Source organism: Priestia sp. MDV22-iso46, from assembly GCF_058629175.1.
In genome coordinates this window covers 14,757-35,859 of the sequence record NZ_JBZVWT010000019.1, presented here as the reverse complement: position 1 = coordinate 35,859, position 21,103 = coordinate 14,757, and the positions used below count along the sequence as shown (strand labels likewise).

The 21,103-nt window shown below is 37.4% G+C and carries 19 protein-coding genes, 2 tRNA genes and 2 riboswitches; of the genes, 16 read left to right on the top strand and 5 right to left on the bottom strand.

Annotated elements, in window-relative coordinates:
- Positions 1 to 104 precede the first annotated feature (104 nt).
- A tRNA-Leu gene (locus AC4NPH_RS30145) sits at positions 105 to 186 on the top strand.
- A 72-nt stretch (positions 187 to 258) separates the two neighbouring features.
- Positions 259 to 332 (top strand) — tRNA-Gly (locus tag AC4NPH_RS30140).
- A gap of 115 nt (positions 333 to 447) precedes the next feature.
- Here the strand turns inward: AC4NPH_RS30140 and AC4NPH_RS30135 are convergent.
- On the bottom strand, positions 448 to 1,113 hold the full coding sequence (locus AC4NPH_RS30135; RefSeq protein WP_029325270.1) for a B3/B4 domain-containing protein: 666 nt from the start codon (positions 1,111 to 1,113) through the stop codon (positions 448 to 450).
- Between the two features lie 129 nt (positions 1,114 to 1,242).
- On the opposite strand from AC4NPH_RS30135, the gene queG reads away from it, so the two are divergent.
- The 8 genes from queG (at position 1,243) to AC4NPH_RS30095 (ending at position 10,627) form a co-directional block, all read left to right on the top strand.
- A complete protein-coding gene (gene queG, locus AC4NPH_RS30130) occupies positions 1,243 to 2,379 on the top strand; it encodes a tRNA epoxyqueuosine(34) reductase QueG (RefSeq protein WP_097824838.1) in 1,137 nt (378 codons plus the stop codon).
- A 72-nt stretch (positions 2,380 to 2,451) separates the two neighbouring features.
- Positions 2,452 to 3,339 (top strand): amidase domain-containing protein, encoded by an 888-nt coding sequence (locus AC4NPH_RS30125; protein ID WP_029325272.1) that lies wholly within the window; start codon positions 2,452 to 2,454, stop codon positions 3,337 to 3,339.
- Between the two features lie 64 nt (positions 3,340 to 3,403).
- The gene (trmL, locus tag AC4NPH_RS30120; protein WP_016762878.1) at positions 3,404 to 3,877 is read left to right on the top strand and encodes a tRNA (uridine(34)/cytosine(34)/5-carboxymethylaminomethyluridine(34)-2'-O)-methyltransferase TrmL; all 474 of its coding nucleotides are present in this window, start codon (positions 3,404 to 3,406) and stop codon (positions 3,875 to 3,877) included.
- Between the two features lie 458 nt (positions 3,878 to 4,335).
- Positions 4,336 to 6,231 carry a PrkA family serine protein kinase gene (locus tag AC4NPH_RS30115; protein ID WP_013055179.1) on the top strand — a complete coding sequence of 632 codons (1,896 nt, stop codon included), beginning with the start codon at positions 4,336 to 4,338 and terminating at the stop codon, positions 6,229 to 6,231.
- A 324-nt stretch (positions 6,232 to 6,555) separates the two neighbouring features.
- The gene (gene yhbH / locus AC4NPH_RS30110) at positions 6,556 to 7,734 is read left to right on the top strand and encodes a sporulation protein YhbH (protein ID WP_013055180.1); all 1,179 of its coding nucleotides are present in this window, start codon (positions 6,556 to 6,558) and stop codon (positions 7,732 to 7,734) included.
- A gap of 104 nt (positions 7,735 to 7,838) precedes the next feature.
- Complete coding sequence (locus AC4NPH_RS30105; RefSeq protein ID WP_063670477.1) at positions 7,839 to 8,870, top strand: DUF3231 family protein; 1,032 nt, start codon at positions 7,839 to 7,841, stop codon at positions 8,868 to 8,870.
- 144 nt (positions 8,871 to 9,014) lie between these two features.
- Entirely contained in the window at positions 9,015 to 9,911 is an 897-nt protein-coding gene (locus tag AC4NPH_RS30100; RefSeq protein ID WP_029325274.1) for a cation diffusion facilitator family transporter, read from the top strand.
- 260 nt (positions 9,912 to 10,171) lie between these two features.
- Positions 10,172 to 10,627, top strand: a complete 456-nt coding sequence (locus AC4NPH_RS30095) for a VanZ family protein (RefSeq protein WP_223269067.1) — start codon at positions 10,172 to 10,174, stop codon at positions 10,625 to 10,627.
- A 315-nt stretch (positions 10,628 to 10,942) separates the two neighbouring features.
- Here AC4NPH_RS30095 and AC4NPH_RS30090 read toward each other — a convergent pair whose 3' ends face one another.
- The 3 genes from AC4NPH_RS30090 to AC4NPH_RS30080 all read right to left on the bottom strand — a co-directional run bounded on the left by AC4NPH_RS30090 (position 10,943) and on the right by AC4NPH_RS30080 (position 13,478).
- Positions 10,943 to 11,131: a hypothetical protein gene (locus tag AC4NPH_RS30090; RefSeq protein WP_029325275.1), complete on the bottom strand. Its 189-nt coding sequence runs from the start codon at positions 11,129 to 11,131 to the stop codon at positions 10,943 to 10,945.
- Positions 11,109 to 12,878 (bottom strand): phosphomethylpyrimidine synthase ThiC, encoded by a 1,770-nt coding sequence (thiC, locus tag AC4NPH_RS30085; protein ID WP_013055184.1) that lies wholly within the window; start codon positions 12,876 to 12,878, stop codon positions 11,109 to 11,111. The genes AC4NPH_RS30090 and thiC overlap by 23 nt, the downstream gene beginning before the upstream one ends.
- Positions 12,879 to 12,991: 113 nt before the next feature.
- A riboswitch (TPP riboswitch) is annotated at positions 12,992 to 13,106 on the bottom strand.
- 81 nt (positions 13,107 to 13,187) lie between these two features.
- Positions 13,188 to 13,478 carry a hypothetical protein gene (locus tag AC4NPH_RS30080; RefSeq protein WP_043978114.1) on the bottom strand — a complete coding sequence of 97 codons (291 nt, stop codon included), beginning with the start codon at positions 13,476 to 13,478 and terminating at the stop codon, positions 13,188 to 13,190.
- Between the two features lie 457 nt (positions 13,479 to 13,935).
- Here AC4NPH_RS30080 and AC4NPH_RS30075 point away from each other — a divergent pair, with 457 nt between their 5' ends.
- The 6 genes from AC4NPH_RS30075 to AC4NPH_RS30050 all read left to right on the top strand — a co-directional run bounded on the left by AC4NPH_RS30075 (position 13,936) and on the right by AC4NPH_RS30050 (position 19,636).
- Positions 13,936 to 14,760 (top strand): undecaprenyl-diphosphate phosphatase, encoded by an 825-nt coding sequence (locus tag AC4NPH_RS30075; RefSeq protein WP_491939342.1) that lies wholly within the window; start codon positions 13,936 to 13,938, stop codon positions 14,758 to 14,760.
- A gap of 273 nt (positions 14,761 to 15,033) precedes the next feature.
- Positions 15,034 to 15,173: riboswitch (cyclic di-AMP (ydaO/yuaA leader) on the top strand.
- A 106-nt stretch (positions 15,174 to 15,279) separates the two neighbouring features.
- Positions 15,280 to 16,539 carry a glutamate/proton symporter GltT gene (gltT, locus tag AC4NPH_RS30070; protein ID WP_098239943.1) on the top strand — a complete coding sequence of 420 codons (1,260 nt, stop codon included), beginning with the start codon at positions 15,280 to 15,282 and terminating at the stop codon, positions 16,537 to 16,539.
- A gap of 212 nt (positions 16,540 to 16,751) precedes the next feature.
- The gene (ytvI, locus tag AC4NPH_RS30065) at positions 16,752 to 17,783 is read left to right on the top strand and encodes a sporulation integral membrane protein YtvI (RefSeq protein WP_013055188.1); all 1,032 of its coding nucleotides are present in this window, start codon (positions 16,752 to 16,754) and stop codon (positions 17,781 to 17,783) included.
- A gap of 160 nt (positions 17,784 to 17,943) precedes the next feature.
- Positions 17,944 to 18,549 (top strand): DedA family protein, encoded by a 606-nt coding sequence (locus AC4NPH_RS30060; RefSeq protein WP_013055189.1) that lies wholly within the window; start codon positions 17,944 to 17,946, stop codon positions 18,547 to 18,549.
- A gap of 24 nt (positions 18,550 to 18,573) precedes the next feature.
- Positions 18,574 to 19,359 carry an EcsC family protein gene (locus AC4NPH_RS30055; protein ID WP_098239942.1) on the top strand — a complete coding sequence of 262 codons (786 nt, stop codon included), beginning with the start codon at positions 18,574 to 18,576 and terminating at the stop codon, positions 19,357 to 19,359.
- A 142-nt stretch (positions 19,360 to 19,501) separates the two neighbouring features.
- Complete coding sequence (locus tag AC4NPH_RS30050) at positions 19,502 to 19,636, top strand: hypothetical protein (protein WP_255255963.1); 135 nt, start codon at positions 19,502 to 19,504, stop codon at positions 19,634 to 19,636.
- A 129-nt stretch (positions 19,637 to 19,765) separates the two neighbouring features.
- On the opposite strand, the gene AC4NPH_RS30045 is transcribed toward AC4NPH_RS30050, so the two are convergent.
- Complete coding sequence (locus AC4NPH_RS30045) at positions 19,766 to 21,079, bottom strand: APC family permease (protein WP_098278736.1); 1,314 nt, start codon at positions 21,077 to 21,079, stop codon at positions 19,766 to 19,768.
- Positions 21,080 to 21,103: the final 24 nt, after the last annotated feature.

Sequence of the window (21,103 nt, the reverse complement as noted above, 5' to 3'; positions counted from 1 at the left end):
TTGGCAGACACACAGGACTTAAAATCCTGCGGTAGGTGACTACCGTGCCGGTTCAAGTCCGGCCCTCGGCACCATTTATAATTTTAACTTGCCTTTTTTATTTTGCCGATGTGGCGGAATTGGCAGACGCGCACGACTCAAAATCGTGTTCCTTCGGGAGTGTCGGTTCGACCCCGACCATCGGTACTTTAGCTTTATTTGACAGGATGATTCCTGTTTTTATTTTTACTTATCGGTCGACAAATTTTGATAATATTTGCGGGTGTAGTTTAGTGGTAAAACCTCAGCCTTCCAAGCTGATGTCGTGAGTTCGATTCTCATCACCCGCTCCATACATATTGTTATCACAACGCAGTGTCTCGCTTTCAAAGCTGAGATGTTGCGTTTTTTATTTTTAGCGTAAATATAGCGTCTATCTTGAAAAGATAGACGCTATATTTACGTACATCAGTTAATGACTTGATAGGTTGCTTCGCCGCCGTGAATTTGAATGAACATGTCACTTAGGGATTTAGTTAGTTTATAAGCCTGTTCTTCTGAAAGTGAAGGCTTTAAATAAATGAACTGTACAGCTTGTGTTGTCTTTTCAGTTACGTACGCTCGGTTAGAATCGACATAAGGGCTTCCGAAAGCTCCTAGGGCATCTTTTGAAATGATTTTATTTTCTAAAGAAATATTACGTTCATTTAGAGCTTCATAAGACTCTTCTTTTTTACCGATAGTAAATTCGATGGGGCCTTCTAAATTAGAGGAATCATAAATTCCAATTGGGACTTCATATTGCAATGAAAAAAAGTTATTAATGTCCACAGCAGAATTGATAGAAGGCAAATACGTTTGTTTTCCTATTCTTCTAATTAAAGCTTCTATAGAAGGACGGTATTTACTTGGATCAGTTCCAAATGTTTTGAAAAGCTTTCTCCACTCGCTAACACCTTCGAATTCTGTTACTTTTTTTGACTCAAGGTCGAAATAAATGGATTCTTGAAAGAGGCGCAGACGTCCTTTTAGCATTTGAGGAGAATCACCAACTTCAATATTTTTATACTGAATGATTCCCATTTTAAAAGAAGGGCAAAGCTGTTTAATAGCGGGCGATAATGTAAAGTTCATTTTTTTGATCCTTTCTATTATAATTAGTATTTGTTCGTTTATAGATACCATCCTATCATTTCATTGAGCGAGAAAACAGTTCAATGCATGAATATATAGAATTTCTTAGAAAGGAGGCCATTACTCACTATGAATGCGTATCAGTTGAAGGAAGAAATTATTTCATACAGCAAAGAGATTGGAATCGATAAGATTGGATTTGCGAGTGCTTCTATGTTTGATGAGTTAAAGAATCGATTGTTAGCACAGCAAGAGTTAGGTTATGCTTCAGGGTTTGAAGAACCTGATATTGAAAAGAGAGTAGATCCCACATTAGTTGTTCCAAAAGCTAGATCTATTATTTCAATTGCACTTGCGTATCCTTCTAAATTAAAGGATGCACCAAAGAGCACAAAGGAAGATCGCCGAGGAATCTTTTGCCGTGCTTCTTGGGGGCAAGATTATCATACGGTTCTACGTGATAGGCTTCAAAAGCTTGAAACCTTCATAAAAGAAAAAGTACCTGCAGCTATCCTTCAATCGATGGTAGACACAGGCGAGCTGTCGGACCGAGCTGTAGCAGAAAGAGCTGGTATTGGCTGGAGCGGTAAGAACTGTGCCATTATTACACCTGAATTCGGTTCCTACGTGTATTTAGGAGAAATGATAACAGATATCCCGTTTCCTCCTGATAAACCGATAGAGGACGGTTGTGGTACTTGTAATAAGTGCGTTGATGCGTGTCCTACGGGTGCGCTTGTAACAGGCGGTCAGCTGAATTCGCAGCGATGCATTGCCTTTTTAACCCAAACAAAAGGGTTTCTGGCTGAAGAATTTCGAAGTAAATTAGGCAATCGTTTATATGGCTGTGATACATGTCAAACTGTGTGTCCTGAAAATAAAGGAAAAGACTTTCATTTTCACCCTGAGATGGAGCCTGACCCAGAACTTGCGAAGCCTAAATTAAAACCGCTCTTAACGATGAGTAATCGTGAGTTCAAAGAGAAATTTGGACATGTTTCAGGTTCTTGGAGAGGGAAAAAGCCAATTCAGCGTAATGCCATTATTGCACTGGCCCATTTTAAAGATCAAACCGCCGTTCCAGATTTAATTGAGTTAATTAAAAATGACGTTCGCCCTGTCATTCGAGGAACAGCGGCATGGGCGTTAGGCAAAATTGGCGATAAAGAAGCGTTAGATACACTTATGAACTTAAGAGAAAAAGAAAAGGAACAAGAAGTAATTGAAGAAATGTCAAAAGGTATAGAGATGCTTCAAGAGATCTAAACCGTATTTTTATTGATAAAGTTAGCTAATGAGTCATAGCGTATAATAAACGCTTAGAAAAGTGGTGACATTATGCTAACAAAAAGGAATGTATTATATACTTTAATTAAAGCACGTGCGGACAGCTATGTAAAAGGTGAGCTGCATGAAGACTTCAAGCCTTTCATTGAACAGCAGTGTGAGCTAAAGCGGTCTCTTATAAAAAAAAGAGAAGTTGATGTTTTAAAATGTAATATGAAAGGTTCTATTCAATCTGCTCATACGGATCAGGAAGAAACTAGAGTATTATATAAGGTGCACATTCAGGCATTTTTAAAGCAAAACGATTTTTTCTATATAGAAGAAGAAATTGAAGATCGTTTAGCTCTTTTTTATAAAGATACGCTTATTCAAGATGTGCTGCTGGTAAAGGACTTTTTTGAAGATGAGGTTGAAATGGATGTGGAAGAAGTAGAGGAAGACGAAGAAAGAGCCTCTTATTATGATCGTCTTGCGGCTGTTCAGTATGCAGAAAAATATTGGGATAAACCTAATGAAAGTTATAAGCAGTTTGAGGTAAACTGCACCAACTATATCTCACAGTGTTTGCATGCAGGAAAGGCGCCGATGCGGGGATATCCTAAAAAAGCAAACGGATGGTGGATGAGAGGGAACGCCTGGAGCTATAGCTGGGCAGTTGCTCATTCCATGCACAGCTATTTAAGTAACTCTAAATCAGGACTTCGGGCTGTGAGGAAATCTTCAGCAAGAGAACTTGTCCCGGGAGACGTTATCTGCTACGATTTTGAAGGAGATGGAAGATGGAATCATACGACGATTGTTGTAGCAAAAGACGGTCACGGTATGCCTCTTGTGAATGCGAACACGTATAATAGTCGAATGAGATATTGGGCCTATGAAGATTCAACGGCTTACACGCCAAAGATTAAGTATGATTTTTTCCATATCGTTGATCGGTAAGTCTTTCGTTTTAGCAAGTTAGTGGTATAATGATGAATAGATTTGTTAGCAGAGGTGAAAATTTGTGGGAGTACACGTAGTGTTATTTCAACCAGAAATTCCAGCAAATACAGGAAATATTGCGCGAACATGTGCAGCAACAAATACGACGCTGCATTTAGTTCGGCCGTTAGGCTTTTCAACAGATGATAAAATGTTAAAGCGAGCTGGATTGGATTACTGGGAATTTGTAAATGTGGTGTATCATGATTCATTAGAAGAAGTATTCGAAAAGTATCCTGAAGCAGGTTTCTACTTCATCACAAAATTTGGTCAGCAGCCACATACAACATTTGATTATAGTGACTTAGAGCAGGATCATTTCTTCGTATTTGGAAGAGAAACAAAGGGTCTGCCAAAGCACATTATTGAAGAGAACATGGAAAGATGTCTTCGTTTACCGATGACAGAAAATGTTCGTTCTTTAAATTTATCTAATACAGCAGCTATTTTAATCTATGAAGCGCTGCGTCAACAAAATTATGCTGGTTTATCTTAAGTAAAAAGCGAGGTTCAAATTTTATTGAACCTCGCTTTTTTATTTATGTCGACGATGATATGTAGTGGTTATTTTTTAACGCCCGGTTTATCATTGTATCCCGCTCTGAAGATGGATGCTAAAAAAGCAATTGTTACTCCTAATACTAAAAGTAAGCGCATTGATTTTCCTCCTCAATGTAATTAAAAGGATTATACAGCTACTGCAGTTAAAACCGACTTCCCATATCCCATGATGATAATAATGACAAAATAACTCTTCTAGAGACATAAGTTCTCTAACAAAGTTTAACCGTTCCTTCTTACTCTTTTATTATAGCTAATAAATACTTCACTGTGAATGCCTAGCAAGGACAAATTTCTGAATTTTACAATTTAAAAAGCATGTTCAAACATTTTGCTGCATAGATTGTATTAATCTTGTTCACTAGCACCATAACTAGTAGGGGAGGTCCTTTAATGGATATATTAAAGAAAGTTGAAAGATACCGCGAAGAAGAGAATCGTCTTAAGTGGGAAGGGACATTTGAAGAGTACCTAAAGCTGATTAAAGATGAGCCTTTAATTGCTCAGCCTGCACACTCTAGAGTATACAACATGATAAAGGATGCAGGAATTGAAGAGGTAAATGGTAAAAGACATTATAAATTTTTCAGTGGACAAATGTTTGGACTTGAAGATTCGCTAGAACGCTTGGTGGAAGAATATTTTCATCCAGCTGCAAAGCGTTTAGATGTTCGTAAACGTATTTTACTTTTAATGGGTCCAGTAAGTGGTGGTAAATCGACGCTAGTGACCATGTTAAAAAGAGGGCTTGAAGCTTATTCGCTTACTGATCGAGGAGCTGTTTACGCTATTAAAGGATGCCCGATGCATGAAGATCCGCTGCATTTAATTCCACATCATTTACGTAAAGACTTCTTTGAAGAGTATGGTATCCGAATCGAAGGAAACTTATCTCCTTTAAATACAATGCGATTAGAGGAAGAGTATGGCGGCAGAATTGAAGACGTCATTATCGAACGCATTTTCTTCTCAGAGGACAAACGAACTGGAATTGGAACGTTCAGTCCTTCTGATCCGAAATCTCAAGACATTGCCGACCTAACAGGAAGCATTGACTTTTCAACAATTGCAGAGTATGGATCTGAGTCAGATCCGCGTGCTTACCGCTTTGACGGAGAGCTTAATAAAGCAAACCGGGGAATGATGGAGTTCCAGGAGATGTTAAAATGTGATGAGAAATTTTTATGGCATTTACTCTCTTTAACCCAAGAAGGAAACTTTAAAGCAGGAAGATTTGCTTTAATTAGTGCAGATGAATTAATCGTAGCGCATACAAATGAAACAGAGTATCGCTCGTTTATTTCCAATAAGAAAAATGAAGCTTTGCATTCACGAATTATTGTAATGCCTGTTCCATATAACTTAAAAGTGAGTGATGAGGAAAAAATTTATGACAAAATGATTCGTGAAAGTGACGTATCAGATGTTCATATTGCCCCTCATACGTTACGTATTGCGTCTATCTTTACTACATTAACGAGATTAAAAGAGCCTAAAAAAGGCGATATCGATTTATTAAAGAAAATGCGCCTATACGACGGTCAATCTGTAGAAGGCTATAACGATGCAGACGTAGAAGAGTTACAAAAAGAGTATACGGATGAAGGAATGAGTGGTATTGATCCTCGTTATGTCATTAATCGCATTTCATCTACCATCATTCGAAAAGATATTAAATCAATCAATGCATTAGATGTACTGCGTTCATTGAAAGAAGGGTTAGCACAGCATGCGTCTATTTCTGCTGAGGATCGAGAGCGTTACCTGAATTATATTTCTCTGGCGCGTAAAGAATATGATGAAATTGCTAAAAAAGAAGTGCAAAAAGCGTTCGTGTATTCGTATGAAGAGTCCGCTAAAACATTAATGGATAATTATTTAGATAATGTCGAAGCATACTGCAACAAAAATAAGCTTCGTGATCCGTTAACAGGAGAAGAGTTAAATCCAGATGATAAATTAATGCGTTCAATTGAAGAACAAATTGGTATTTCAGAAAATGCAAAAAAAGCATTCCGCGAAGAAATCTTAATTCGTATTTCAGCTTATGCACGTAAAGGAAAACGATTTGATTATAATTCCCATGAGCGCTTACGCGAAGCGATTCAGAAAAAATTGTTTGCGGATTTAAAAGACGTAGTGAAAATTACAACGTCCACTAAAACACCAGATGAGCAGCAGCTGAAGAAAGTAAATGAAGTAGTGGCTCGATTGATTGATGAGCATGGATACAATTCAGTATCTGCTAATGAACTGCTGCGCTATGTAGGAAGTTTGTTAAATCGATAACTCAGTACTAACAAGAAAACATGGCACTTCCGATCTGTGCCATGTTTTTCTTATCTCTTAAAATAAACTCTGCATAATTAGGCTAATGTGTAGTACGCATTGCACTTAACCATCATATGATAAGTCATAAACATATACATGACACTAGACACTATAAAATGAATAGTTAATAGTGAAAGAATTAGTTAGCAAGTATACCATTCTTGCGCATAGGATAAGAGTAACCAACCTTTGAACTAAAGGTATTTGTCAGAAACTTTCGGTATAGCTTATGCATGCCGAGTAAAAACGTGCAGGTGTTTTTTAAATAAGGAGGGGAATAGCGTGGGAAAAGAAGTAGATAAAAGTTTTGCTGTCTCAAAAGAAGACTGGTCCCTCCATCGTAAAGGCCACGATGATCAAAAAAGACATCAAGAAAAAATTAAAGAAGCAATTAAAAATAATTTACCGGATTTAATTACAGAAGAAAATATCGTGATGTCCAATGGAAGAGAAGTTGTTAAAATTCCGATCAAATCATTGGATGAATATCGAATTCGGTACAATTATGATAAAAACAAACATGTGGGTCAAGGTGATGGAGACAGTAAAGTTGGGGATGTAGTAGCACGTGATGGATCTGCTGGAGATGGTCAAAAAGGAGCAGGGAAAGGTCAAGGGGCAGGTGACCAGGCTGGAGAAGACTACTTTGAAGCAGAAGTGTCTCTTATGGAGCTTCAAGAGGCTTTATTTGCTCAATTAGAACTGCCTAATCTTCAGCGAAAAGAATCTGATCAAATTGTTGTGGAACACATTGAATTTAATGATATACGACGTACAGGTTTGATGGGGAATATTGATAAAAAACGAACGATGATGAGCGCTTATAAGCGAAATGCAATGACAGGAAAGGCTGCTTTTCATCCTATTTATCCGGAGGATTTAAAATTCAAAACGTGGAATGAAGTTATAAAGCCAGAATCGAAAGCAGTCGTCTTAGCTATGATGGATACGAGCGGTTCGATGGGCATATGGGAAAAGTATATGGCAAGAAGCTTTTTCTTTTGGATGACACGCTTTTTACGTACGAAATATGAAACAGTGGAAATTGAATTTATTGCGCATCATACAGAGGCAAAAGTAGTATCAGAAGAAGACTTTTTCTCCAAAGGAGAAAGCGGAGGAACCATCTGTTCATCTGCTTACCGAAAAGCGCTTGAATTAATTAACCAAAAGTATGATCCGAGCCGCTATAATATTTACCCGTTTCATTTTTCAGATGGCGATAACTTAACTTCAGATAACGCAAGGTGTGTAAAGTTAGTAAATGAATTAATGAAAGTGTCAAATATGTTTGGATATGGGGAAGTGAATCAGTACAATCGACATTCCACTTTAATGTCTGCTTACAAAAATATTCAAGACGAAAGTTTTAGACACTTTATTTTAAAACAAAAATCAGACGTTTTTCACGCGATGAAAAGCTTTTTTAGAAAAGAAACAGAAGACCAGAAATATGCTTAACCTAAAAGGCCTAGACTTGTTATCTAGGTCTTCTTTATGCGGTTTATTCAGCTCTTCTTTGGAGATAGTAAAAGTACGACTTTATCCAAAAGGAGAATAAGTGAATGAACGAAAATATAAAGAGCGAAATGCAAAAACATCAACAAAATCAGCGGTTGAACGCAGCTGAGTTAGGTTACTTATGGGCGCAATATTTAGGTGATACGCTGTATGTATGTGTTCTTGGATATTTTCTATCTGTTGTAAAAGATGCCGAGATTAAGGAGCTCTTAAAAAAAGCCCATCAGATTTCACAAACTCATGTAGACGAATTGACGGAATTATTCATTTTGGAAAAAATTCCAATACCAGTAGGTTTTGGAGAACAAGATGTGAACAAAGGAGTTCCTGCTTTATTTGATGATATTTTTATGGCTATTTATGTAAATGAAATGGCAATTGGAGGTATGAAGAAATATGCCAGAGCCCTAAGCGCAGTGAGAAGGCAAGATATTTATGATCACCTGTCTCGATGTGTAAAAGAAAGCGACAGTCTTTTAGAGGATTCTAACCACGTTATTTTAAGAAAAAGCATGCTGATGAGACCTCCGGTTATTCCTTATCCGGTAAAAGTGAATTTTGTGGACCAGAAAACGTTTATATCACCATTTTTCTCTCAAATGCATCCTCTAACTTCTTTGGAGGTCACGGCTATTCAAGAAATTGTTAATACAAATGTATTAGGTAAAACGCTGATGCTGGCATTTAGTCAAGTAGCTACCACACAAAAATTACGCTCTTATTTTTTTGATGGAGTTAAACTTGCGAGTAAGCAAATCAAGCAATTCACTGAGTTATTGTCTGAAGCTGACCTACCAAGTCCGCGTCTGCTTGATGCATATGTAACCAACTCAACGATTTCACCGTTTTCAGATAAACTGATGATGTATCATACTTCCACAGCGGTGACAATTGCTATTGATAACTGCGGCGCTGGCTTATCTATGTCGTTCCGTTCGGATGTCGCAGTAGAATTTTCTCAGCTAATCGGGCGTATAGGGAAGTATGGAAAAGATGGAATTCGGATTATGATTGAGCAAGGTTGGATGGAAGAACCTCCAATGGCAACAGACCGTAAGAAGTTGGCGGAGAAATAATAAGGAGTATGTTGTAGATTATCATTAATTTTGCGGTATTGAAACATATATAGCTAAGCGAAAATAGATTGCTCTAGACCCACTTGAATGAGCAGTGATAAGATAAAAAAGCTGATTTTTCAAGAAGTAAGTCGAGGTGTGCAAATGAACAACAGTATAAGGGAGTCCATTGCCAAAAAAGTAGCATGGATTAGCGTATGGAGCAATATTGCCCTTACGCTAGGAAAAGTAATAGTAGGATGGATTGGAAATAGTGATGCTGTATTTGCTGATGGTATTCACTCTGCAGCGGACGTATTTGCCTCTATTATTGTCTTGTTGGTTATACGAGTAGCAAATAAACCAGCAGATGATGACCATCCATATGGACATGGAAAAGCAGAAGTGATTGTCTCAGGAATCGTAGGAATTATTTTATTGCTTGTATCATTTTATGTGGTATTTGAAGGAGTCGTTGGTTTATTCCATCCGGTTGAATCTCCAAATATTTTAGCCATGTGGATTGCTGTTATTTCATACATAGCAAAGGTATTGTTGTACCGTTATTCTTTAAACGTAGCGAAGCAGCACCACAGTAAGGCAATTGAGGCAATTGCATTTGATCATAAAGCAGATATTGTTGCTTCTATTGCAGCGGCAATTGGTGTTTTATTATCGATTATTGGTGATAAAATGGATGTTCAACTGCTGTTATACGGAGATAAAATAGCAAGTATCTTTGTTGCTTATTTAATTTTTAACATTGCCAGACAAATGATGGGAGAGTCTTTTCAAATCTTAATGGAAGGCAATATTGACGAAGAGCTACTGAAAGAACTTGAAGAAAGTATTTATGAATTTGAAGATGTGAAGCGGATTGATCGGGTTCGAGCAAGAGAGCATGGCCATTACATATTAGTTGATATACGTATTTCGATTGATCACTTTAAAACAATTAAGGAAGGTCATGATCTGGGACGAGAAATCAAAGCAACACTTATGAAAAAGCATGATAATATTCAGGAAGTATTAATCCATTTGAATCCTTATTATCCAGATTAAATAAGAAGCAGCGAAGTGTTATCTCGCTGCTTCTTATTATTTATAGATGTAGAAATTAATGAAATGAGTAGAATAAAATGATGAGGATTTTTATTTATAAAGAATCAAGTTTAATAAAATTGTATAAAGGGAATTGTATTTATTTATTGATGTGATAGGATAAAAAAGCATGTAAATGCATTCACTACGAATGAAAGCAGTGGACGGGTACATATAGATAATAATAAATGGTTTTGGGAGTCAAAGAAGGTGATGTTGAAGTGAATGTAAGCATCAGGTCAATCGTTAAAAAAGTCATGTTCATTCTATTTATTGCGTATACGGCAGTGGTCATTTATGCTACTCTCATACGGGAAAACGAACATGTTTACGGAAAAGCAATGAACTTGGATTTATTTAGCACGATCCGTCTGATGTGGGACAGCGGGAATATAATGCTCACTCTGACAAATATACTGGGGAATATCGTGATGTTTGCGCCGCTTGGAATGTTTATCCCTTTGTTTATGAAGTGGTTTGACGGTTTTATTCAAGTGTTTACGACAGGTTTCTTAATCAGTTTTCTGATTGAAATTTTACAGTACAAGCTAACGGAACGAGTATTTGATATTGATGATATCTTTTTGAATACGCTAGGTACATTTATAGGCTGGGTTATTATTAAAATACTATATTGGATTAAGAACATGCTGAAAGCACGTTTCAAAAAAAGATGAAATTGAGAGACGTAACGAAATTAATCCAATCTAAAGACGAACAAATGGGATTAAGGAGCTAGTATGGATAGCTTGTTACATCGCGGTTGATTTCCGTACAAGACTTCGCTTTCCGCGGGCGGTGAGTCTCCTCGTCGCTTACGCTCCTGCGAGGTCTCACTTATTCTGCTTTTCCCTCAGGAGTCTTCGCCTTGCCTTCCAATCAACCGCTAGAAATAACTATATGCATGAAATCTACGTTCACCCTACCAATGAAAAAATCCGAGCGAGCTGGATTCTTAATCAAGAATTCAACTCGTTCGGATTTTTCTTCAACTAAAATACTTTTGGCTCAGCCTCTGCTTGTTGTTGATAGAAACACTTAATGCAGCGTCTTACGGAAGAATGTGAGGATTCAACGATAATGTGCTGACAATTTTGCTGAACAAATAATAACTTTCGTTCAAGCTGTTTAATTTGTTCTTTAAGCTGTTCTACTTCATTATTGATAGATATTTGAACCACTGTTAACAAACTCTTTAGCTTTTTCTTTCATTCCTTCTTTTCTTACTTCGTGTACATCTTTTTCATTTTCTTGAGCCATGTTACGAATATCTTGAGAAATACGCATCGAACAGAATTTAGGTCCACACATTGAACAGAAATGGGCTGTTTTAGCACCTTCAGCGGGAAGTGTTTCATCGTGATATTCTTTTGCGCGCTCTGGATCTAGTGACAGGTTAAATTGATCATTCCATCTAAACTCAAATCTTGCTTTAGACAGCGCGTTATCGCGTTTTTGTGCTCCTGGATGGCCTTTTGCTAGGTCAGCGGCATGCGCAGCAATTTTATAGGTGATAACGCCTTCTCGAACGTCTTCTTTATTCGGAAGTCCTAAATGTTCTTTTGGCGTTACGTAGCAAAGCATAGCTGTCCCAAACCAGCCAATCATTGCAGCCCCAATACCTGATGTAATATGGTCATAGCCTGGAGCGATGTCGGTTGTAAGCGGTCCAAGAGTATAGAAAGGAGCTTCCTGGCATATTTCCATTTGTTTATCTACGTTTTCTTTGATGAGGTGCATAGGAACATGTCCAGGACCTTCAATCATAACTTGAACATCGTGTTTCCAAGCAATTTTAGTTAATTCACCAAGCGTTTCTAATTCACCGAACTGTGCCTCATCATTAGCATCTGCAATGGAACCAGGACGTAGCCCATCGCCAAGCGAAATAGAAATATCGTATGCTTTACAGATTTCACAGATTTCTTCAAAGCGAGTATATAAAAAGTTCTCTTCATGATGAGCTAAACACCACTGCGCCAAGATGGATCCTCCGCGTGAAACAATACCTGTCGTACGTTTGGCTGTCAGAGGAATATAGCGTAAAAGAACACCTGCGTGAATAGTAAAGTAATCAACACCTTGTTCTGCTTGTTCAATTAATGTATCGCGATATGCTTCCCACGTTAGATCTTCTGCTACGCCTTTTACTTTTTCAAGCGCTTGGTAAATAGGAACGGTCCCTACAGGAACAGGCGAGTTGCGGATAATCCATTCGCGCGTTGTGTGGATATCCTTTCCTGTTGATAAATCCATAATTGTATCGGCTCCCCAACGCGTTGCCCATGTCATTTTTTCTACTTCATCTTCAATAGCTGAACGAATAGCTGAATTTCCGATATTAGCATTAATTTTCACGTGGAATTTGCGGCCGATAATCATCGGTTCGCTCTCAGGGTGATTGATATTATTAGGGATAATGGCACGCCCTCTTGCTACTTCTTCACGCACGACTTCAGGATCCATCTGTTCACGAATAGCGATAAATTCCATTTCGGGTGTGATGATTCCTTTTTTCGCATAGTGCATTTGCGTTACATTTTGATTTTTTTTCGCGCGCAACGGTAAACGATTAGTGATAAAGCGCTCGTACTGATCTCTTGGATCACCATCATAATACCCGTTATCCTGTGGCTGAACCGTACGGCCTTGATATGTTTCTACATCATTTCGTTCTGCAATCCACTTTTCGCGCAGAGCCGGTAATCCTTTTTGTAAATTAATTTCATAACAGGGATCTGTATAAACACCGCTCGTGTCATATACACGTACGGGACTATTTTCTTCTTCACCAAAAGATCCTGTAGTAGGAGACTGATGAATTTCACGCATAGGCACTTTAAGGTCTTCTCTGGATCCTTGGACATATACTTTGTGACTGTTTGGAAAAGGCTTTTTCATAGAAACTGATACATTTTGTTTTGACATTACATATTCCTCCGGTTTCGCATAAAGTGTAGCTATACCGAACCATAAAAAAATCGGGTTCTGTGATAGACAGAACCCGATGGAATAGGCGAAAAAAGAATAAACATATACTATTCTTTTCAAGACTACTTCCCTCCGCTGGTATAACCCAAATCAGGTTCAAAGGGTTAAAGAGTTTTATTGCACTCTTCTCTCAGTCTGAGCTATCAGACACCCCTAGTAGAAATAACATTCAAATTATTCAATTTACGGCTTAAGTTTACCATCATTCGGTAAAAAATCAACCCTTAAATAAAAAAAGCTAGATAATTAACGTTGTCTAGCAGCATCGATTGCAATCACAATAGCTGTAATAATATGCATAACAAACCCTAAAAATGGAATCCAAGCAACCAGTGAGGTAACAATTCCTAGTATGTTTCCATACGCAGATAACCCTCGTCTATTAGCTAAAATGAGCGTGATAGCATGAAGAATAAATCCAATAAAAAGAGGAGTATAACTAAAGCCCATAACAATCCCCGCGCCAATTAAAGGAATTCCCAGCAAGGCTTCATACCCAGCAGTGACCCATTTCATTGTACGTACATTTCCATTCATAGTAAAAAGCCTCCTAAAAAAGATACTACTATATACGAGAAAAGAGAGAAAAAAGTTTCAAATTACTTAGGGGATATGTCGTATAAGCAAGCACTAGTTGATTAAAATGATAGATGACAGTAAAGGGGATGGAAAAAACATAATAATTTAGTCATTTTTTCACACCAAAGAAAAATAGTCTAGATGATTCATTTTTAGCTAAGGGACCGGAATTTATACCGAACATAGTGACTGATTTCTAAAAAAAATAAAAGCTGATATCGTGTTTTTTGATTATAGCATGTAAGGCTTTTATTACAAATTATTAAAGATTCTTATCTTTTTGCAAATACACATTGTATTTCATAGTTTTAACAATTATGATAAAAAAGCAAGTGTCAAAATAGGAAAATAGTTGAGCATGTAAAACGAAGCGATAAGCTTATTAATTTGAAAGAAAGGCAAGGTACATAGCTTTATGTGGGAAATTATTGTAGCAATCATTTTAGGGATTGTAGAAGGTTTAACAGAGTTTGCTCCTGTTTCGTCAACTGGGCATATGATTATTGTGGATGACCTGTGGTTAAATTCAAAAGAATTATTTTCATCTCCAGTAGCTAATACATTTAAAATTGTTATTCAGCTAGGGTCGATCTTAGCAGTAGTTGTTATCTTTAAAGATCGTTTTATTAATTTATTAGGATTAGGAAAAAAACCAGCTGCTCCAATTGGACCGACAAATCGCTTGAATTTAATGCAGGTAATTGTTGGTCTGTTACCCGCAGGAGTGTTAGGATTTTTGTTTGACGATTACATTGATGAACATTTGTTTTCTTTAAATACGGTGCTAATTGGCTTAGTAGTCGGAGCTGTATTAATGATTCTAGCAGATTTGTTTGGACCTAAACGTCCGCGTGTAGAGACGGTGGACCAAATGTCTTATGGACAAGCACTGGGTATAGGGCTGTTTCAATGTATTGCTCTTTGGCCAGGTTTTTCTCGTTCAGGCTCAACGATTTCAGGAGGGGTTCTTCTTGGAATGAGCCATAAGGCAGCCGCAGATTTTACATTTATTATGGCAGTGCCAATCATGGCAGGAGCAAGTGGACTTTCATTGGTTAAAAACTGGCAGTATTTCACATCAGATGCACTACCGTTTTTTATTGCTGGTTTTATCAGCGCCTTTATTTTTGCGCTGGTATCTATTCGCTTTTTCCTGAAATTAATTAATCGTATCAAATTAGTACCATTTGCACTATATCGAATTGTTTTAGCAGCTATTCTATATTTTGTATTTTTATAAAATAAACACGCGTGTTCTTTAGTCCCTTAAACTTCTAATAGAGACTCAAAGAGCAAGAAAAAGCTATTGCAATGTTGCAATAGCTTTTTTGCATAAATATATATTATCGCCTTTTGAAAGCGTTTTACAAACATAGGTATTGACAAAACGTGTCGAAAAATAGTAAATTAATATTTGTGCAGTATAAAGTTAAGTAAAAGTAAGACTTCTGTTTAGTTTTATTGACTGTAAAAAACGTATGACAACGTATAGATCGTTTTAATTTTATAAAAACTGAATAATAAGCTTAATCGTATAGAGCGGGGGAATCATTATCGGCAGTAAAGCTGCCTTGGGGTGAATCCTTACAAAAGGTAGGAAACTCTCAATTCCGAATCCGACAGTTAACCCCGTTTGCTTTATTGAGAGAAAGAGCCCAAAATAGCGTAAGTAAAAGGCTGTTCTTTCTTAAGAATAGTCTTTTTTTGTTTTTTCAGAAAAGTATATACAAATGTCATACATCTTTGGGGAGGTACATCTATGAAAAAAATTCGTTTTGGTTTGGCTACGCAGATTTTTACCGGTTTAATCCTTGGTGTTCTTGTAGGGGTAATTTGGTTTAACGATCCGCGTGTAGTAACATACCTACAGCCGCTAGGAGACCTATTTTTAAGATTAATTAAGATGATTGTTATTCCAATTGTTATCTCAAGCTTAGTCGTTGGAGTTGCAGGAGCAGGGAGCGGTAAACAGGTCGGAAAGCTCGGCGTTAAAACAATTCTCTATTTTGAAATTATTACGACTTTTGCAATTGTAATCGGTGTATTGATTGCTAATATTTTTCATCCTGGGCAAGGTGTAGACATTCATTCAGCACAGAAGAGTGATATTTCACAATACGTTGAAACATCCGAACAGCAAGAAGGAAAGTCAGTGGCTGAAACTTTCTTACACATTGTTCCGACAAACTTTTTCCAGTCAATTGTTGAAGGAGACATGCTAGCAATTATCTTCTTTACAGTGTTATTTGCACTTGGAGTAGCGGCAATTGGGGAAAGAGGGAAGCCAGTTGTACAATTCTTCGACGGCGTTTCTCACGCAATGTTTCACGTGGTAAACCTTGTAATGAAAGTGGCTCCAATTGGTGTATTTGCTTTAATTGGTGTAACAGTTTCAAAATTCGGTTTAGATTCACTCCTTTCATTAGGAAAGCTTGTTATCTTAGTTTACTTAGCGTTAATTTTCTTCCTACTTGTTGTATTGGGAGGAATTGCGAAATGGGCAGGAATTAACATTTTCCACTTATTCCGCTATATGAAAGATGAACTGTTGTTAGCATACAGTACATCTAGTTCTGAGACAGTTCTTCCACGTATCATGGAAAAACTTGAAAAGATGGGCTGTCCAAAAGCTATCGTATCGTTCGTTGTACCAATTGGTTATACATTTAACCTAGATGGTTCCGTTCTTTATCAAGCGATTGCAGCGTTATTCTTAGCGCAGGTGTATGGTATTGATTTAACGATCGTTCAACAGCTGACGCTCATTCTTGTATTGATGGTTACATCTAAAGGAATGGCTGCAGTGCCAGGAACATCATTTGTTGTATTACTGGCTACTCTTGGAACAATCGGTGTTCCCGCAGAAGGATTAGCCTTCATTGCTGGAGTGGACAGAATCATGGATATGGCACGTACGGTTGTTAACTTAGTAGGAAACACACTAGCCGCAATTGTAATGTCTAAATCAGAAGGCAAATTTGACCCTAAAAAAGGTACAGAGGTCATGAGGGCCGGCTAATTTATAAATTAAAAAGCTACTTATTCTATTCAAAAAATTAGAATAAGTAGCTTTTTTCATAATAATTCCTTTATTATTATGGGAATTGACCCTATAATATGTAACATCAGGTATAAAAATATCCAAATTTTATTCTTATATAAAGCAGTCACTGGTTCCTTTCTTTATCAGTAAATATAGAGATAGCTTAGCTAGTAGGGGGATAGTAGAGTATGTGGAAAAAGCGAATATGGGTCATCGCCTCGATAGTAATCGTATGTTTGTTAATCCCTTACAGTTTACCGATTGTGTTTGCTTTATTAACAGCATTAGCACTTGAGGGTATTGTTCAGAAATTGCATCAATCTTTTAAAATGAAGAGAGTCTATGCAGTGCTTATGACCTTCATTTTATATGTTGTTTCGCTCATACTTATTGGATTTTTTATTGTTCGGACAATCGTTACGCAAGTGGTTGCTCTTTCAAAAATAGCGCCTTCCTTTGTAAAAGAAATCTATGAAACCGCGATTTATCCAACTATTATTAAGTGGAAATACTATTCAAACGCTCTTCCTACAGAAGTGATTTCTTCTATCGAGCGCACGCTTGAAAAGACCGTAAATTCATTAGATTCTCTATTAAAAAGTACCGTAGAAATCATCATTAGCTTTGCCGCTACTGTTCCTGGGTTTCTATTAGAGTTTCTTATTTATTTAGTAGCGCTTGTATTTATCAGCCTTGAGCTGCCTGCTATTAAAAATAAAATTAAGTCATTTTTAACAGAAGAAACGAAATATAAGCTACAAGTTGTCATCACTCAGCTTATCCAAGCGGGGGTTGGTTTTATTAAGGCACAAATTATCTTAAGTGTCATGACGTTTGTAATGGCTTATGTAGGGCTTTGGCTATTAGATGTTCCGTATACCGCGCTGCTTAGTTTATTAATTGTAATTGTCGATATCTTACCAATCCTTGGGACAGGATCGGTGCTCGTTCCATGGGGAATTTTTGCTCTTACGCAAGGGCATGACTCATTAGCAATCGGCTTATTTATTCTATTTGGAGTCATTACGGTAGTAAGACGTGTAGTAGAACCGAAAGTATTTTCTACAAATATGGGTATTTCGCCTTTGGCTGCACTAGTTAGTTTGTACATTGGATTTAAACTTTTAGGCTTTGTCGGATTATTTTTAGGACCGGCTTTAGTTATTTTATACGATGCTCTTCGTAAAGTAGGTATTATTCAAATTAACTTTAAACTATAAAAGCGCTGGATAAAACTAGCGCTTTTTTTTATTGAAACTTTTGTAGTACGTAATACGTAAAGAGGGAAAGGAAAAAACTATGCCGCGTTGGTTTTTATCTATCAATCGGCTAAATTATAGTTTTGCAGTCTTAGATTTAATGACATGAGGAGGAGAATTTTTGTTAGAGTCGGTTTTACTTTCTTTAATTGAAGCGCTAAAACAGCTCTCTTATTTTGGCGTAATTTTAGCATTAACGTTTGAATTTGTCCCGGCAGAGCTTGTTTTACCTTTAGTAGGGTATTGGGTGTATCAAGGTGATATGAACTTGTATCTGGCTATCCTTGCAGGTACAGTAGGCGGTGTTTGTGGACCGTTGACTCTTTATGCACTGGGACGTTACGGTGGACGACCGCTGGTTTTAAAATATGGAAAATACTTTTTGGTGAAAGAAAAAGAAATTGACGCCGCTGATCGCTTTTTTAATAAGTACGGCAGCGGGGTTGCTTTTTTTGGACGCTTTATTCCAGGAGTGCGCACGGCTATCTCTTTTCCGTGCGGGATGGCAAAAATGAATGTATGGCTGTTTTCTATTTACACATTTGTTGCGATGCTTCCAGTAACGGCTATTTACGTATATTTAGGATATAAGTTAGGACCTAAGTGGAAAGAGGTGGGGCCGATTGTGTCTCAATATATGCAGCCTATTGGAATCGGAATTGTTGTTTTAATTGCATTGTTTTTTATCATTAAATATGTGCGGAATAAACAAGTAGGGCAGAGCTGATAAATCGAGGAAAAGAGTGAGGATATGTCAGAGCATGAGCAGTTAAGAGTAGAGTTACGAAAAATTGAAAAGTGGGAGAAAGACCAAAAAGGACTTTTTTTCTGGGAGCGGCTGGCTCGCTTGCCTTTTTCAGCTTTAGATAAAGTAACGCCAAAGTTCATTCATCAAAAAATAGAAAAATTATTAGATGAAATCGCTAAGTATGTTGATAATGGAGGCCAGTATTTAGCTAATACGTCTGCCACGCTAGAAAAAGCATCAGCTCAATTACAAGAAAAGAAGCAGCTTTCAATAGAGGATATTCAGCATTTATCTCTGCAAGAAATGGATGGATTGGCGGAGTATTTTATTGAAGTCCGAAAAAAGAATGCACAGCTGCAAGGAGCTACAACCGGGGTAGGCGGGATTTTTACACTGGCGATTGATATTCCTTTTGTATTGGGACTTACACTTAAGACACTGCAAGAAGTGGCTGTTTCTTATGGTTACGATCCCACTGAGCAAGAGGAACGCATTTTCATGGTCAAATGCATGCAGTTTTCATCCTCTGATATTGTAGGAAAGCGTGCGATTTTAGAAGAATTAGCAAGCGGCAATCGAACGCAGAGCTTGCAGCAGCTGCAAGGGTGGAGAGAAGTGTTTCTAACCTACAGGGACAACTTGGGATGGAAAAAGCTGTTTCAAATGATTCCTATAGCAGGAATGGTATTTGGAGCGTATATTAACAAACAAGCGATTAATGATATAGGGGAAGTTGGAATGATGCTTTACCGTAAAAGACGCATTTTGGAAAAGGTCTCACAATCTTAAAAATAAAAAGAGACTGGTACAAAAGTATTTTAGTTGAAGAAAGATCCGAACGAGTTTGATTCTTGGTTGAGAATCAAATACGTTCGGATTTTTTCATTGGTATAGTAAATGTAGCTTTCATATGTTTAGTTGCTTCTAGCTGTTGATTGGAGGGCAAGGCGAAGGCTCCTGCGGAAAAAGCGGAACAGATGAGACCCCGCAGGAGCGCAAGCGACGAGGAGGCTCAACGGCCGCCCGCGGAAAGCGAAGCCTTGCACGGAAATCAACAGCGGTGTAACGAGTGATTCATACTAGATCGTTTACCTTTTTGTTCGTGTTTAGATGGGATTGATTTGCTTATATCTGAATTACTTTTTTTCGACATTATTTCTGGGGAAATATGTCGAGGTGTGTTAAGTCTAGTTCCTTAATCAAAATGAAAAGTAGGAATGGTAATAGTATTTTTTCGTCTGGCAATCAGTAAATAAATAATTCCGATTACACTCCATACAATACCGATAAATAAGGATGTTTTTTCTAAGTTAAGCCACATAAAAAATAAAAATAAACTGCCGAGTAAAGGCATAAGTACATATGAAATATATCCACTGAGAGATCGTTTGTTTTGATGAATAAAATAATGGATAAAAACCGCTATGTTCACTGAACTGAACGCAATTAAAGCACCAAAATTAATTAAAGAGGTAGCTTTTTCAAGAGACAGACCTAGTGAAATTAAGGAGAGGCCACCAATAATCACCACGTTCCAAACAGGTGTCTTTGTTTTAGGGTGAATATAGCCAAAAATTCTCCGAGGCAGATAACCATCTTTCCCAATTGCATAGAGAAGTCTTGATGCACTCATATGCGAGACAAGTCCAGAAGCAATAGTTGAAGTCAAGGCCGCTGCTACAAAAATAGATTGAAAAAGCTGGCCGCCAATTTTATAAGCAATTTCCGCTGATGCACCTTCTAAATCATGAAACAAAGAGGCTGAAGGGAAAAGAAGCTGAGCAAAGTAAGAAACTGTGATAAATAAGGCGCCTCCCGTACATGCAATAATGAGAATACCTTTAGGAATGGTTTTCTCAGGCTTAAGTGTTTCTTCGGCCATGGTAGTTACAGCATCAAATCCTAAAAAAGAAAAGCATAAAATAGCTGCTCCGTTTAATAACAGAGATATAGAGGCCGATTCACTTATAAACGGTTTAAATGATAGCTCTTGGCCTTGAGTTGTAGCACTTAAAATAATAAAGATAATAGCGACTAAAATTTGAAAAGCAACTAATAGCGTACCAAAAGAAACGGTTAAATGAACGCTAAAAATATTCATTATGGTCATGATGACAACAAAGCTGATAATCCATACGGCCTTTGGAACACCTGGAAACAGAGAGCTTAGGTAAATATTTGTCAAAAGTGCATTGATCATTGGCAGAAATAGATAATCAAGAAGAGCCGTCCATCCTACCAAAAAACCAATGCTTGGATTCAGTACTTGCTGTGCATATGTATAAGAGGAACCAGCTCCGGGAAAAGCTTTTACCATTTTTCCGTAACTAATGGCTGTAAATAAAATAGCAATCAACGTGAATGCATAAGCGCCTGAAACATGTCCATCTGTTGATTCAGTTACAATGCCAAATGTATCAAAAACGGCCATAGGTGCCATGTAGCCTAAGCCTATCACGACGATATGCCATAATTTTAGTTGTTTAAGAAGAGAAGGTTCATGATTCATATTTGTCATCCTTTCTATGTATAA

Excerpts from the sequence above, each read along its gene's own strand:
- gltT (WP_098239943.1), top strand. The coding sequence starts at position 15,280 with ATGAAAAAAATTCGTTTTGGTTTGGCTACGCAGATTTTTACCGGTTTA.
- AC4NPH_RS30080 (WP_043978114.1), bottom strand. The coding sequence starts at position 13,478 with ATGAATGGAAATGTACGTACAATGAAATGGGTCACTGCTGGGTATGAA.
- AC4NPH_RS30075 (WP_491939342.1), top strand. The coding sequence starts at position 13,936 with ATGTGGGAAATTATTGTAGCAATCATTTTAGGGATTGTAGAAGGTTTA.
- AC4NPH_RS30105 (WP_063670477.1), top strand. The coding sequence starts at position 7,839 with ATGAACGAAAATATAAAGAGCGAAATGCAAAAACATCAACAAAATCAG.
- ytvI (WP_013055188.1), top strand. The coding sequence starts at position 16,752 with ATGTGGAAAAAGCGAATATGGGTCATCGCCTCGATAGTAATCGTATGT.
- queG (WP_097824838.1), top strand. The coding sequence starts at position 1,243 with ATGAATGCGTATCAGTTGAAGGAAGAAATTATTTCATACAGCAAAGAG.
- AC4NPH_RS30100 (WP_029325274.1), top strand. The coding sequence starts at position 9,015 with ATGAACAACAGTATAAGGGAGTCCATTGCCAAAAAAGTAGCATGGATT.
- AC4NPH_RS30135 (WP_029325270.1), bottom strand. The coding sequence starts at position 1,113 with ATGAACTTTACATTATCGCCCGCTATTAAACAGCTTTGCCCTTCTTTT.
- AC4NPH_RS30045 (WP_098278736.1), bottom strand. The coding sequence starts at position 21,079 with ATGAATCATGAACCTTCTCTTCTTAAACAACTAAAATTATGGCATATC.
- AC4NPH_RS30055 (WP_098239942.1), top strand. The coding sequence starts at position 18,574 with ATGTCAGAGCATGAGCAGTTAAGAGTAGAGTTACGAAAAATTGAAAAG.
- AC4NPH_RS30125 (WP_029325272.1), top strand. The coding sequence starts at position 2,452 with ATGCTAACAAAAAGGAATGTATTATATACTTTAATTAAAGCACGTGCG.
- thiC (WP_013055184.1), bottom strand. The coding sequence starts at position 12,878 with ATGTCAAAACAAAATGTATCAGTTTCTATGAAAAAGCCTTTTCCAAAC.
- AC4NPH_RS30115 (WP_013055179.1), top strand. The coding sequence starts at position 4,336 with ATGGATATATTAAAGAAAGTTGAAAGATACCGCGAAGAAGAGAATCGT.